Raw genomic sequence first — 13,448 nt, 5'->3', positions numbered from 1 at the left:
TGGCAAGTGGCGCTGCCGGCTGTGGTGGTCAAGCCCCAGCGGCGCCGGCCCTCTCGCATTTCCTGTGGAACAGGGGGGGCTTCACCCGCGCCAGATCCAACCACCGCCAAAGACGCGGGTGCCCTCGGTCTCGTAGAACACGCAAGCCTGTCCGGGCGAGACACCCTCTTCGGGTGAGAGCAGTTCGACCTCGGCAGTATCCGGATCCGTTGGCCGCAGGATCGCTTCGCGTGGCGGGCGGGTGGAGCGAACTTTCACCGAAAGCGGCCACTCTGAACGTTCGGTCATGGGAACGTCGCCGAGCCAGTTGATTTCGCGCACCGGGACGATCCGCGTGGAGAGTGCCTCCTTCGGGCCCACAACCACGCGGCGCGCGTCGGGGTCGAGTCTGACCACGTAGAGGGGCTCCGAGAGCCCGCCGATGCCAAGCCCCCGTCGCTGACCGATCGTGTAATGGATGACCCCGTCGTGCTGCGCCAGAACACGGCCGTTCAGATCGACGATCTCACCGGGTTCGCCGGCCCCGGGGCGCAGCTTCTCGATCACCGAGGCGTAGTTGCCGTCCGGTACGAAGCAAATGTCCTGGCTGTCGGGCTTGTCGGCCACCTGCAGACCATGTTTGACCGCCAGCGCCCGCGTTTCGGCCTTGCTGGTCAGGTGACCCAGGGGGAAACGCAGGAAATCGAGCTGTTCTGACGTCGTCGAGAACAGGAAATAAGACTGGTCGCGACGCGGATCGCCGGCCATGTGCAATTCGGGGCCGTGACCGCCCGTTTTCCGCTGGATGTAGTGTCCGGTTGCCATGCAGTCGGCATCGAGGTCCCGCGCCGTTTCGAGCAGATCCTTGAACTTCACCCGCTCGTTGCATCGGATACAGGGCACGGGTGTTGCGCCGGCAAGATAACTGTCGGCAAATTCGTCGATCACCGCGTCACGAAAAATGTTCTCGTAGTCCAGCACGTAATGCGGAAATCCCATCTCCTCGGCGACGCGCCGGGCATCGTGGATGTCGATGCCTGCGCAGCAAGCGCCTTTCTTGGCGAGTGCCGCGCCGTGATCGTAGAGCTGAAGCGTGACCCCGATGACATCGTAGCCCTCGCTCGCCAGTTCGGCGGCCACGACGGAAGAATCGACGCCGCCCGACATCGCCACGACAACGCGTGTCTCGCTCGGTGCTTTTGCAAAGCCGAGTGAATTCAATTGGTTGTCGCCATCAAGCGGCATGTCTTGGCTCCGGTTGTCAAGGTGCGCCGGACTATAGGAAAATTCGAGACACTCTCAAGGCCTCGTTTCACCACTCCTTAAGTGCACCGGCGGCAGGCTGCGGCCCTGTGGTGAGATGGGAGTGCAACGCATGTTTATCAAGAAGATAGACGGACCGCGGGCGGTGACGCTGCCCGACGGCAAGATCATGACCCGCGCCGACCTCCCGCCGGCGGATACGCGGCGGTGGGTGGCCAGTCGAAAAGCGGCCGTCGTGCGCGCGGTGGATGGCGGACTGATTACGCTTGAGGAGGCCAAGAGCCGCTATGGGCTTTCCGACGAGGAATTCGAAAGCTGGCAGGCCGCGGTCAGCCGATTCGGCGAGGTTGCACTGAAGACAACCCTGCTACAGCAGTTCCGGGCTCCCCATAATTAGCGAGGTTAACCTTTCTCAATAAGATGCAACTGTCAGTTGAGAGTGATCGAGGACGAATTCGGTAATTGGGGATTAACCATTTCGGGCCATGGTCGCGTCAAGAGGGATCGAACCGGAGAAAGAGTTATGCGAATCCTGCTCGTCGAAGACGACCCGGCGACCGCCAAGAGCATCGAAATGATGCTCACGCACGCAAACCTGAACGTGTATTGCACCGATTTGGGCGAGGAGGCGATCGACCTTGCAAAGCTATACGACTACGATTTGATCCTTCTCGATCTCGGGTTGCCGGACATGACCGGCCATGAGGTACTGCGCCAGTTGCGGCTTGCACGGGTAGAGACACCAACGCTGATCCTGTCCGGCGCCGATGACACCGACAACAAGATCAAGGGGTTCGGGTTTGGAGCAGACGATTACCTGACAAAGCCGTTCCATCGCGAGGAACTCGTTGCCCGAATTCACGCGATTATCCGCCGCTCCAAGGGACATGCCCAATCGGTCATCCGGACCGGCAAAGTCACCGTGAACCTGGATGCCAAGACGGTAGACGTGGACAGCAAGAGCGTGCACCTGACCGGTAAGGAATATCAGATGCTGGAGTTGCTCAGTCTTCGCAAGGGGACGACACTAACCAAGGAGATGTTCCTGAACCACCTCTACGGAGGAATGGACGAACCAGAACTGAAAATCATCGACGTCTTCATCTGCAAGCTGCGCAAGAAGCTCAGCAATGCAACCGGCGGCGAGAACTACATCCAGACGGTCTGGGGCCGCGGCTACGTGATGCGCGATCCGGAACCGGCGGAGATGGACCAGAGGTTCGCGATAGGCGCTTGAGCGCGGCGAATGCAACACCACCACCTCAACTCACGGCAACACTGGTGGAAATAACGAGCTGAATTTCTGCCAGACGTCTTTTCCCTCCAAGGCGGTGTACCTCGGGCGCGTTCATGGACACATGGCGCGCTCTTTTTTCTGCCGAGGCAGGTTGCTCGCGCGCTATCCAATTCGCCAATTTCTTTCTGCGATTTCGCGGCGCCGGCAAATTGGACCGGCAATGCGCGAGACTACTCCAACCAATGCGTACAAACGCCGATGGCTCGAATTATCGCGATACAGGTCGGTCGGCGCATTCGTGTGGCGCTGCGAGGGGCGGTCGGACCGCGCTGGCGAGTGTAGCGTGTCGAGGCCGCGCGCGCGAACCAGTATCCTTCCGAAGTGGAACCGCATGCGGGCGTCATGCGCGCTATCCCGGTTGTCGATGTGATGTGTAACGTCTCGCCGCGGCGCGACCTCCGGCGCTACAAGGCGTGACTGGCATGCTTTCGCACCACGTCAATGGCAGGGATCGGATAGTTCGCTGGCTTCGAGACGGCACCGTCGCGAGCAACTGGACCCCCGCCGCTCAGCCGCATATCTCTGGTACGCGAAACAGGCGGAGGGCACATGAGCGAGACAATCGATGTGGCGGATTTGACGCCCGCTCAGGCACGGGATGAGTTGGCCCGCCTCGCGCTGCTTCTGCAGGAAGCGAACCGGGCATATCACGCCGACGACGCGCCGGTGATGTCAGACGCGGATTTCGACGCGCTGAAGCGCCGAAATGGAGAGATCGAAGCGCGTTTCCCGGATCTGATCCGCCCCGACAGCGCCTCCGCGCAGGTTGGTGCGGCACCGTCAGACGGGTTTGCCAAGGTGACCCATGCTGTTCGGATGCTTTCGCTCGGGAATGCCTTCGACAGCGCGGATGTGCGGGAATTCGACAGCTCGATCCGCAAATACCTGGGGCTCGCGGAGGATGCGCCGCTGGCTTATACCGCCGAGCCCAAGATCGACGGCCTGTCGCTTTCGCTGCGTTATGAGGATGGCCGTCTCGTGCAGGCGGCCACGCGCGGCGACGGGACAACGGGCGAAAACGTCACCGCCAACGCGCGCACCGTGGCCGACATCCCCCAGCAAATCGCGGGCGCGCCCGATGTGATGGAAGTGCGTGGGGAGGTCTACATGAGCCACGCAGATTTCGCGTCTCTGAATGTGCGGCAGGCAGAGGTTGGCGGAAAGACCTTCGCCAATCCCCGCAATGCGGCGGCCGGTTCCCTGCGCCAACTCGATGCGAGTATCACCCGCGCGCGGCCTCTGCGTTTCTTCGCCTATGCCTGGGGCGCGGTCAGCGAGCCCCTTGCGGAAACGCAGACCGCAGCCATCGAAAGGCTCGCCGCGTTGGGGTTCGCGACCAATCCACTGACTCGGCGTTGCAATTCAGCGGACGAGTTGTTGGCGCAGTACCGGCACATCGAGGCGCAGCGTGCCACCCTTGGCTATGATATCGATGGCGTAGTCTACAAGGTCGATGACCTTGACTACCAGCGCAGGCTCGGATTTCGCTCCACCACGCCGCGATGGGCCATTGCGCACAAGTTCCCGGCGGAACTTGCCTGGACACAACTCGAGGCCATTGACATTCAGGTTGGCCGCACCGGTGCGCTTAGCCCCGTGGCCCGGCTCGCGCCCGTCACAGTCGGCGGTGTCGTGGTGTCGAACGCGACGCTGCACAACGAGGATTACATCGCCGGCCGGGACAGTTCGGGCGCGCCGATCCGGGAGGGACGCGATATTCGCGTGGGCGACCGGGTGCAGGTCTATCGCGCGGGCGACGTGATCCCGAAGATCGCGGATGTGGACCTCTCCGCGCGACCGGCGGGAGCCGTTCCTTTCGACTTTCCGACCCATTGCCCAGTCTGCGGCTCCGAGGCGATCCGCGAGGAAGGCGACTCCGTGCGCCGCTGTACAGGTGGGATGATCTGTGCCGCGCAGGTCGTTGAAAAGATGAAACATTTCGTGTCCCGCGCGGCTTTCGACATCGAGGGGCTCGGTGCGAAGCAGGTGGAGCAGTTCCACGCCGACGGTTGGATTTCCGAACCGGCGGACATTTTCACGCTTCAGGCCCGTTTTGGCGACGGGATGCAACAACTGAAAAACCGCGAAGGATGGGGCGAGAAATCCGCGACGAACCTTTTTGCCGCTATCGAAGAGCGTCGCCGTATCCCGCTCGACAGGTTTCTCTTCGCGCTCGGTATTCGCCACCTGGGCGAGGTCGCGGGAAAGACGCTGGCGCGGCATTTCCAGAACTGGGAGACATTGCGTGACACGGTGGATCGCGCTGGCGGCGAGCCAGCGGCCGAGGCGGCGGACGGAAAGGCGCGCAAGGCGGCGATGGAGGAGAGCCCGGCCTGGTCCGAACTGGTATCGGTTGACGGGATCGGCGATGCGCTGGTGCAAGCGCTGGTGGCGGCGATGCGTCAGCCGGCCGAGCGCGACGTGATCGACAGGTTGGTCGCGCAATTGGAGATTGAGGAGGTCGCCGCACCCGCGGGAGAGGGGTCGCCGGTTGCGGGCAAGACGGTGGTTTTCACCGGTACTTTGGAAAAGATGACCCGGGCGGAGGCCAAGGCGCGGGCAGAGGCGCTCGGCGCGAAGGTGTCCGGATCGGTTTCGAAGAAAACCGATATCGTCGTCGCGGGGCCCGGCGCGGGCTCCAAGGCGAAGAAGGCGGCCGAATTGGGCATCGAGACGCTTGATGAGGACGGCTGGCTCACCCTGATCGGCCAGGCATGAGTGGTCGGCCGCCGATCCTCTTTCCGCTCTTCGCGGATCTCGAGACGCTGGACGGAGTTGGTCCTAAGACGGCGAAACATTTCGGCCAGATCGAGATCGAGCGGCCGCGCGACCTGATCTTCACGTTGCCGCATTCGGGGGTGGACCGGCGCCCGGTGGCCTCGGTGCGCGCGCTGGACCTGCCGGCGACGGGCACGTTGGAGGTGACGATCGGCCGGCACCGCAAGCCCGCATCGCGGGGTCGGCCCTACCGTGTGGAAGTGGAGGATGCCGAGACGAGTTTCCAGCTCGTGTTCTTCCATGCCAACGGGGACTACTTGGAGCGCCAATTGCCGACCGGTCAACGGCGCGTCGTGTCCGGTCGGATCGAGTTGTTCGACGGCGTCGCGCAGATGGTACATCCCGACCACATCCTCCGCCCCGAGGCGGCAGACGAGATCCCGCCCTATGAGCCTGTCTACCCGCTGACTTCCGGCGTGACGCTGAAGGTGATGACGAAAGCGGTGCGCTCGGCATTGACGCGCGTGCCGGAGCTTTCCGAATGGATCGACACCGCGCTTTTGGCGCGTGAAGGCTGGCCTGCATGGCCCGCAGCGGTCTTGGCCGCCCACTCCCCGGATGGAAGCCGGGACCTCTCGCCCGATGCACCGGCGCGACGGCGTCTGGCCTATGACGAGTTCTTTGCGCACCAGGTGACGCTCGCGCTCGCCCGCAGCGTCGAAAGGCGCGGCAAGGGGCGGTCTTCCGTTGTAACCGGGCGATTGCAGAGCAGGGTGCAGGAAGCGCTGCCCTATCGGCCGACCGGCGCGCAGGAACGGGCGATCCGGGAGATATCCGAGGACATGGCCGGCGCCAAGCGCATGGCGCGGTTACTGCAGGGTGATGTGGGGGCGGGCAAAACGCTGGTCGCAGTGATGGCGCTGTTGGTTGCGGCGGAAGCCGGAGGGCAGGGCGTCATGATGGCGCCGACCGAGATCCTTGCGCGTCAGCACCTGGAATCGATCCGGCCACTGGCTGAAAGTGCTGGTGTGGTGCTGGAGATACTCACCGGGCGGGACAAGGGGGCGGAGCGGCAGGCAAAGCTGGCCGCGCTGGAGCGGGGCGACATCCACATCCTCGTCGGGACCCACGCAGTGTTTCAGAAGGACGTGGCCTTTCACGATCTGCGGCTGGCCGTGATCGACGAACAGCACCGGTTCGGCGTGGCGCAGCGGATGGAACTGGGGGCCAAGGGGCATGCGGTGGACGTGCTCGTGATGACCGCCACGCCGATCCCGCGCAGCCTGTCGCTGGCGCAATACGGGGATATGGACCTCTCGGTCCTGGACGAGAAGCCGCCCGGGCGCACGCCTGTGACTACCGCGCTGGTCTCCGCCGGTCGCATGGACGAGGTGGTGGATCACCTGCGACGTGCGGTGGTCGAAGGCAAGCAGGCTTACTGGGTCTGCCCGCTGGTGGAAGAGAGCGAAACGGTGGAGATGACCGCCGCTGAGGAACGGTTCCGGCAACTGCGGGCGACGCTCGGCGAGGGCACGGTCGGGCTGGTGCATGGCCAGATGCCACCGGCGGAGAAGGACGCGGCCATGGCGCGTTTCGTGGCGGGGGAAACCGCCGTACTGGTGGCCACGACGGTGATCGAGGTGGGGGTGAACGTGCCCAATGCCTCGATCATGGTGATTGAGCAGGCAGAGAGCTTCGGTCTGGCGCAGCTTCACCAGTTGCGCGGACGCGTCGGGCGCGGCTCAGCCGCTTCGACCTGCCTGCTGATGTACAAGGGACCGCTCGGGGAGACGGCGCGGCGCCGCCTGGAGATCCTGCGAGAAACCGAGGACGGATTCAGGATCGCGGAGGAAGATCTGGCAATGCGCGGGGCGGGCGACCTGATCGGCACCGCGCAATCGGGGCTACCGCGTTTTCGGATCGCCGACATTGAGCGGCAGGCCGGTCTGATGCAGATGGCCCAGCAGGATGCGCGGCGCCTGTTGGCGGACGACCATACGCTGAAATCGCCGCGTGGCGAGGCAGTGCGCGTGCTGCTGTGGCTCATGGAACAGGACAAGGCGATCCGGCTGATTTCCGTTGGTTGAGTGCAGGTGCGGGGGCTTCGGGCGGGGCGCCGCGTCATCCCATGAGGTTGGAGCCTGCATCAAACGATCATCATGTCGTCAATCAGCACCTCGGGATCCTCCACACCGATCACCGTCAGGATGTTCGTACCGTAGGGTCCCGTGCTGAAGTCGAACACGGTGTTGCCGTCGATAACGGTGGCATAGGTGTCCACCACCTCGGCCTTGGTCAGTGTGCCGTCGCTATGGATCCAGAGTTCATCTTCCAGTTTCAACCGGTCCACGTTGTCCTCGAAGTCGAGAATGACCTCGTGCGCGGCGTAGCGCCCGAAGACGAATGTATCCATACCTGCACCGCCGATCAGCTCGTCCGACCCGCGTTCACCTTCGAGAACATCATCGCCGTCACCGCCGACGAGCGTATCGTCGCCGTCTCCACCATAGAGCTTGTCGTTCGCGGCCTCGCCGTACAGCCGGTCGTCTTGCGTGTCGCCGAAGAGCCTGTCCTTTCCATCGCCGCCCCGAAGCACGTCCTTGCCGCTGCCACCCAGAATGCGGTCATTGCCGTCGCCGCCATAGAGCTCGTCCCGATCCTCGTATCCGTGCAGGAAGTCGTCGCCAGCCTGACCCTTGAGCAGGTCGCCACCGGCATCGCCTATGAGCGTGTCGTTTCCCGAGCCACCGAGCAGCATATCGGCCCCGTCATCTCCGGACAACCAATCCTTGTCGGCGCCGCCTTCGAGCCGGTCTGCGCCTTCCTCGCCGGACAGCCAATCCTTGCCGTCACCGCCTTTCAGAACATCGGCCTGTGCCCCGCCGTAGAGGTGATCGTTCCCGGTGCCGCCCAGAAGGGTATCCTCACCATTGCTCCCATGAAGTTGGTCGTCGTGCGCGTCGCCTTTCAGGATGTCATCGCCGCCGCCGCCATCGAGCCAATCACCGCCGCGCCCCCCAAGCAACAAATCCGTGCCGCCACCGCCGTAGATGAAGTCACCTGCACCCGCACCACGCATGATGTCCTGACCGGAACCACCGTTGAGTTTGTCCCTGCCATCGCCTCCCCACAGCCGGTCATCGCCATCGCCGCCGTGCAGGAGATCGTCTTGCGTGTCCCCGTAGAGGCGGTCGTTTCCACCGCCGCCGCGGAGATCGTCCTTGCCGGCTCCGCCGCGGAGCAGGTCCTTGCCACCACCGGTGCGGGCCTTCCCGCCGTCGCCCTCGAGGGAATCGTTTCCGTTGCCGCCGAGCAACTCGTCGTTGCCGTCGCCGCCCCGGAGTTCGTCGTCTCCGTCGTGTCCGCGAAGGACGTCGGCATGGGCCTCGCCATACAGCCGGTCGTTCCCGCCGCCGCCGTTCAGGACGTCATTCCCACGCCCGCCGTGGAGGTCGTCGTTTCCACGGTTGCCGAAGAACACATCGCGCCCGTCGTAGCCGTGGACATAGTCGGATTGATCGCTCAGCACGAAGCGATCGGACCCCGAGAGAATCGTGCGCAGAAGCTTCATGTCGTCGGTTGTGTCCGGCGTCACCGCCGCCACATACATGGTGACCGCGGGGACCGAAATCTCGGTGACCTGCCAGAAAGGTGCCCATGTGCCACCTTTCATCGTGGCTTCGAAATACCCCGTGACCGTCCCGGCCCTGAGCTCCAGATCATTACCCTCGAAATGGTGCCCTGCGAGCTGTGTGAGCAGAAGTGTATCGGACTGTCTCCACTGGACTTCGAACACGTCGGGGTAGGTTGTTCCGTCGACCGTCACGTTCGCGCCGTCTCGGTACCGTGCGTAGACCGCGCCCTCGATGATTTGGTGGAGGTCGAAATCGGACAAGTTAAGACCCGCGTTCGCAACGATCCTGGCCATCGGTGCCTCCAAATATTCTTTTGTTCTTAAGGAATTATCGCATGCGCCGTCATTACTGTCGTTGACGCCGCGCAAACGCATGCGGAGCCTCGTCCAAACTCACGCGGAGCGAGCGGTGCGCGTTTCGTGGAGGTTGTTGTTCCGATACGTTCGCAAATGTTCTTAAAAAGTTCTTTACAGGCCGGCCGCGATATGAGAACAAAGGTGCAACAAACGTTATCGCCACGAATTGAGGAACACCGCCCATGTTCACAGAATTCAAAGCCCTCATCGTCCGGTCCGAAGCAACCCTGTTGGAGGACGCCATTGGCGTCGCCTCGCTGATGGTCATTCTGGTGGCCGGGTTGCATCTGCCTTCGCTGATCTGAGTCTAACCTCTGCCTGCGACCTGCTGCCCGCGTCACCGTCCCCAATTCGATGCGGCGCCCGGTATCTGCCTGTCCCCATTGGCGTCGGGGTTTTTGCCTTTTCCCCGCCATCCGGTCCAGCAAAGTCGCCACTTCGCCGCCGCCACCCCGCCCGGGTGCGCGGCGGTTTTTTCATTTCGCACCGCGCCGGTTTGGAATCCCTCTACTGGGGAGGCGTTACAAATTCCGCGAACTCCCCCTTGCACAGCTTTCGCAGCCGGTCCGGCGCGATGCCAAATACGTGCTGTGGCGTGCCCGCAGCAGCCCAGACGGTTGGGAAGTCCGTCAACCGGGGATCGAAGAAGGCGCGAATTGGTCTCAGGTGCCCGATTGGAGAGACGCCTCCGATCGCAAATCCCGTAACCGCGCGGATTTCGCTACCGCTTGCAGGGTGCGCAACCTCGCCAAGAAGTGCGGCCACGGCCTCGGTCGAGACGAAATTCCCCCCGGCGGTGACAAAGAGGACGAGGGTGCGACTGTCCTCTGCCGCCATGATAACCGACTTGGCGATTTGGTCGAGGTCGCACCCGATGGCGTCGGCGGCGGCCCGTGCGGTGCGGGTTCCCTCGGGCATTTCACGCAGATCGAACGTTGCTCCGGCCGCCTCAAGGGCGCCTGTCACACGGTTTAGGCTCTTACTCATGATGTCTCCCCCACGCTGCCCTGCTATCTTCTAACCTGAGCAAACGGGGCGATGGCAAGGCGCAGTGTCCGCAGCGCCTATACGGATTGACCGCGAATGCGCCGCAAGTCATCAACGTTGCATGAGTTTTTCAAGCGCGATCACACGAACACCCATTCCCTTCGATGTATCGGCCGGGGCGGAAGTCCACGCGCGCTTCGGCGCGCTTGCGCCGGAACTGCGCGAGTTGCTGGCTGGCGCGGCCGGTTGCAGCCCGTACCTGCGAGGCCTGATGGATCGGGATGCGGAGTGGTTGGAGGCGGCGTTTGCAGCCGATCCCACATCGGTCCTTTCGAAGGAGTACGTCGCTCTGCGCCCGATGAGCCAGTCAGAGCTCAAACCGGCCTTGCGGCGGGTCAAGGGACGCGTTGCGCTCTTTGCCGGGCTGGCCGACTTGGCCGGGGTATGGTCGCTGGAACAGGTGACCGGCGCACTGACGGAATTCGCCGATCTCTCGGTGGATTTGGCGATGAAGGCGGTGCTGGCTCGGGAATTCGAACGGGGAAAGTTCCCGGGGCAGGGACCGGATGATCTGGCCGAGGCCGGTGGCATGGTCGCGCTGGCGATGGGCAAGATGGGTGCAGCGGAACTGAACTACTCCTCCGATATCGACCTCATCATGCTGTTTGACGAGAGCCGGTACGACCCGGGCGATTTTCAGGAGGCGCGCGCGGGATTCGTCAAGGCGACGCGCCGGATGACGGCTCTGTTGAGCGAACTGACTGGGGACGGATACGTTTGGCGGACGGATCTCCGGTTGCGGCCCGACCCGTCGGTGACGCCGGTATGTCTGTCGATGGAGGCAGCGGAGCGCTACTACGAGTCGGTGGGCCGCACCTGGGAGCGAGCCGCCCATATCAAGGCGCGGCCCTGTGCCGGCGACGTGACCGCCGGTGAGGCATATCTGGAGCGGCTTCGGCCATTCATCTGGCGGCGCCACCTTGATTTCGCGGCGATCCAGGATGCGCACGACATGCGGCTAAAGATCAAGGAGCACAAGGGGCTGCACGAAACCGGCGTGTTGGAGGGCCGCAACCTGAAGCTCGGTCCCGGCGGCATTCGGGAGATCGAGTTCTTCACACAAACGCGTCAGATCATTGCAGGCGGACGGGACACCCGCCTTCGGCTTCGCGGCACCGTTCCGGCGCTTGCACGATTGGCCGAGGCAGGATGGATTCCGGCGTCGCTTGCCGAGGAATTCACCGATCACTACCGCGCCTTGCGTGAGGTCGAGCACAGGGTTCAGATGGTTGAGGATGCCCGGACCCATGTGTTGCCCAGTACGAGGGAAGGATTTGACCGGATCGCACGGATGTGTGGCGAGGGCGACACCGAGCGGTTCATGCGGCATTTGTCGGACCGTTTCAACGCGGTGCGTACGCGTGCCGAGTCCTTCTTCACACCACGCGAGGCGGGTGCCGGCACCACCGGAACGCCGAACGCGGAGGAGCCGGAGATCGTCGCACGCTGGCGGCACTATCCGGCAATGCGTTCGTCGCGCGCGCAGGAAATATTCGATCGCTTGAAACCGGATTTGCTGGCCCGTCTGAACGGCGCACCCCGGCCGGAAGAGGCGATACGCGCCTTCGACGGTTTCCTGTCCGGATTGCCGGCGGGAGTGCAGCTTTTTTCGCTCTTCGAAGCGAACCCGAACTTGCGGGCGTTGATCGTCGATATCGCTTCGACCGCCCCGGCACTGGCGAGCTACCTGTCGCACAACTCCCAGGTGCTCGACGCGGTGCTGGGTGGCGCTTTCTTCGCGTCTTGGCCCGGAAAGGTCGAGCTTGCGCGGGATCTGGCCAACCGGCTGGAGGCGGCGGAGGATTATGAGCGGCGTCTCGATGCCGCCCGGATCTGGTGGAAGGAATGGCACTTCCGCGTCGGCGTGCATCACTTGCGGGGGCTGGTAGATGCCGCCGAGGCGGGCCGGCAGTTTGCCGATCTGGCCGATGCGGTGCTTGTGGCGTTTCTGCCGGTGGTCGTTGAGAATTTCGCAACGAAACACGGGCCGCCGCCCGGTCGTGGTGGTGTAGCGCTCGGGATGGGATCGCTCGGCGCGGGCTGGATCAATGCACGGTCCGACCTGGATATCATCATGATCTACGACGCTGAGCGCTCAGATAGCTCCGACGGTCCGCGCTCGCTGCCGGTGGCGACCTATTACGCCCGTTTGACCAAGGCGATCCTGACGGCCCTGACCGCACCGACGGCCGAAGGGCGGCTCTACGAGGTCGATATGCGGCTTCGTCCATCCGGAAAACAGGGGCCTGTGGCGACGTCGCTTGCGGCCTTCGACAGCTATCAGCATGAACAGGCCTGGACGTGGGAACACCTCGCGCTGACGCGCGCCCGGGTGGTCACTGGCAGTTCAGCGGTTGCTGAACAGGTTGAGAAAGTCCGTCTCTCGGTGCTCTCGACACCCCGTGACGGCGCGAAGGTGCTTGCAGATGTGCGCGACATGCGGCGCCGGCTCGCGGAGGCAAAGGGGCAGCAGGGGCCGCTGGATGTGAAACGGGGACCCGGCGGGATGCAGGATATCGAACTCACGGCGCAGGCCGGGGCGTTGCTCGCGGGCGCGCGCGCGCGACGTACGGCGCCACAGCTACATGCCGCCGCACGTCTGGGGTGGCTGACCGAGGCGGAAGCGGCGCATCTGACCGCAACCTATCGATTGGCCCGATCGGTGCAGAGCGTTGGACGGTTGATCATTGACGGGCCGATCGAGCCGGAGGCGTTGGGGCAGGGAGGCCGAGAGGTCTTGGCCCGGGAAACCGGTCACGAGGACATAGACGCATTGGTGAGGGTATTGGCGGATTGGCGTGGACGCGCGGCAGAGATCATCGACTCGGCGCTGGAACGACAGCCATCCAAAGCGGCGGGCGTGGCGTGAAGGGTGATAGCTACGACCCCAAGGGACTGATCCGCGAGGCCTACCGGATCGACGGCATCGGTGAGCGCGAATGCCGATCGATTTTCCTGGACTGGGCTCTTTCGGTGGCCGGAACGGTGGAGTCCCGTGCCGCGCTCGACGTTTTACTGAAGCGCTACGCCGACGCGCGTCCCGACCATCCCATGAGCGCTGTCCTGCGGGAAGGCATGGCCGATGGTCGCCCGGCCGCGCGTCGGGGCGGGTGGCGGGGCCGCCGTGGCAAGGCTTAGGGCAGCGCCCCTGCG

At 63.8% G+C, this 13,448-nt stretch carries 10 protein-coding genes; 7 read left to right on the top strand and 3 right to left on the bottom strand.

Annotation, left to right across the window (positions count from 1 at the left end):
• Nucleotides 1-81 precede the first annotated feature (81 nt).
• The gene (gene mnmA / locus ARC39_RS19815; protein ID WP_068116875.1) at nucleotides 82-1,224 is read right to left on the bottom strand and encodes a tRNA 2-thiouridine(34) synthase MnmA; all 1,143 of its coding nucleotides are present in this window, start codon (nucleotides 1,222-1,224) and stop codon (nucleotides 82-84) included.
• A gap of 130 nt (nucleotides 1,225-1,354) precedes the next feature.
• Here mnmA and sciP point away from each other — a divergent pair, with 130 nt between their 5' ends.
• The 4 genes from sciP (at nucleotide 1,355) to recG (ending at nucleotide 7,344) form a co-directional block, all read left to right on the top strand.
• Nucleotides 1,355-1,639: a CtrA inhibitor SciP gene (gene sciP, locus ARC39_RS19810; protein ID WP_068116874.1), complete on the top strand. Its 285-nt coding sequence runs from the start codon at nucleotides 1,355-1,357 to the stop codon at nucleotides 1,637-1,639.
• 126 nt (nucleotides 1,640-1,765) lie between these two features.
• The gene (gene ctrA, locus ARC39_RS19805; protein ID WP_068116873.1) at nucleotides 1,766-2,479 is read left to right on the top strand and encodes a response regulator transcription factor CtrA; all 714 of its coding nucleotides are present in this window, start codon (nucleotides 1,766-1,768) and stop codon (nucleotides 2,477-2,479) included.
• A 609-nt stretch (nucleotides 2,480-3,088) separates the two neighbouring features.
• A complete protein-coding gene (ligA, locus tag ARC39_RS19800) occupies nucleotides 3,089-5,257 on the top strand; it encodes an NAD-dependent DNA ligase LigA (protein ID WP_068116872.1) in 2,169 nt (722 codons plus the stop codon).
• The gene (recG, locus tag ARC39_RS19795) at nucleotides 5,254-7,344 is read left to right on the top strand and encodes an ATP-dependent DNA helicase RecG (RefSeq protein WP_068116870.1); all 2,091 of its coding nucleotides are present in this window, start codon (nucleotides 5,254-5,256) and stop codon (nucleotides 7,342-7,344) included. Before ligA ends, recG begins: the two co-directional genes overlap by 4 nt.
• Before the next feature lie 59 nt (nucleotides 7,345-7,403).
• Here recG and ARC39_RS25700 read toward each other — a convergent pair whose 3' ends face one another.
• Nucleotides 7,404-9,185 carry a calcium-binding protein gene (locus ARC39_RS25700; protein WP_068116868.1) on the bottom strand — a complete coding sequence of 594 codons (1,782 nt, stop codon included), beginning with the start codon at nucleotides 9,183-9,185 and terminating at the stop codon, nucleotides 7,404-7,406.
• A gap of 245 nt (nucleotides 9,186-9,430) precedes the next feature.
• Here ARC39_RS25700 and ARC39_RS26430 point away from each other — a divergent pair, with 245 nt between their 5' ends.
• A complete protein-coding gene (locus tag ARC39_RS26430; protein ID WP_268874352.1) occupies nucleotides 9,431-9,553 on the top strand; it encodes a hypothetical protein in 123 nt (40 codons plus the stop codon).
• Between the two features lie 202 nt (nucleotides 9,554-9,755).
• On the opposite strand, the gene ARC39_RS19785 is transcribed toward ARC39_RS26430, so the two are convergent.
• Complete coding sequence (locus ARC39_RS19785; RefSeq protein WP_068116866.1) at nucleotides 9,756-10,235, bottom strand: YbaK/EbsC family protein; 480 nt, start codon at nucleotides 10,233-10,235, stop codon at nucleotides 9,756-9,758.
• Nucleotides 10,236-10,356: 121 nt separating this feature from the next.
• Between ARC39_RS19785 and glnE the strand changes: the two genes are divergently transcribed.
• Both glnE and ARC39_RS19775 read left to right on the top strand, forming a co-directional pair.
• Nucleotides 10,357-13,164, top strand: a complete 2,808-nt coding sequence (glnE, locus tag ARC39_RS19780; RefSeq protein WP_068116862.1) for a bifunctional [glutamate--ammonia ligase]-adenylyl-L-tyrosine phosphorylase/[glutamate--ammonia-ligase] adenylyltransferase — start codon at nucleotides 10,357-10,359, stop codon at nucleotides 13,162-13,164.
• Nucleotides 13,161-13,433 (top strand): hypothetical protein, encoded by a 273-nt coding sequence (locus tag ARC39_RS19775; protein WP_068116860.1) that lies wholly within the window; start codon nucleotides 13,161-13,163, stop codon nucleotides 13,431-13,433. Before glnE ends, ARC39_RS19775 begins: the two co-directional genes overlap by 4 nt.
• Nucleotides 13,434-13,448 lie beyond the last annotated feature (15 nt).

The organism is Tropicimonas marinistellae, assembly GCF_001509585.1.
GTDB classification, from domain to species: domain Bacteria; phylum Pseudomonadota; class Alphaproteobacteria; order Rhodobacterales; family Rhodobacteraceae; genus Tropicimonas; species Tropicimonas marinistellae.
The sequence above is the reverse complement of the archived record's forward strand: the minus strand, read 5'-3'. Positions and strand labels throughout refer to the sequence as shown.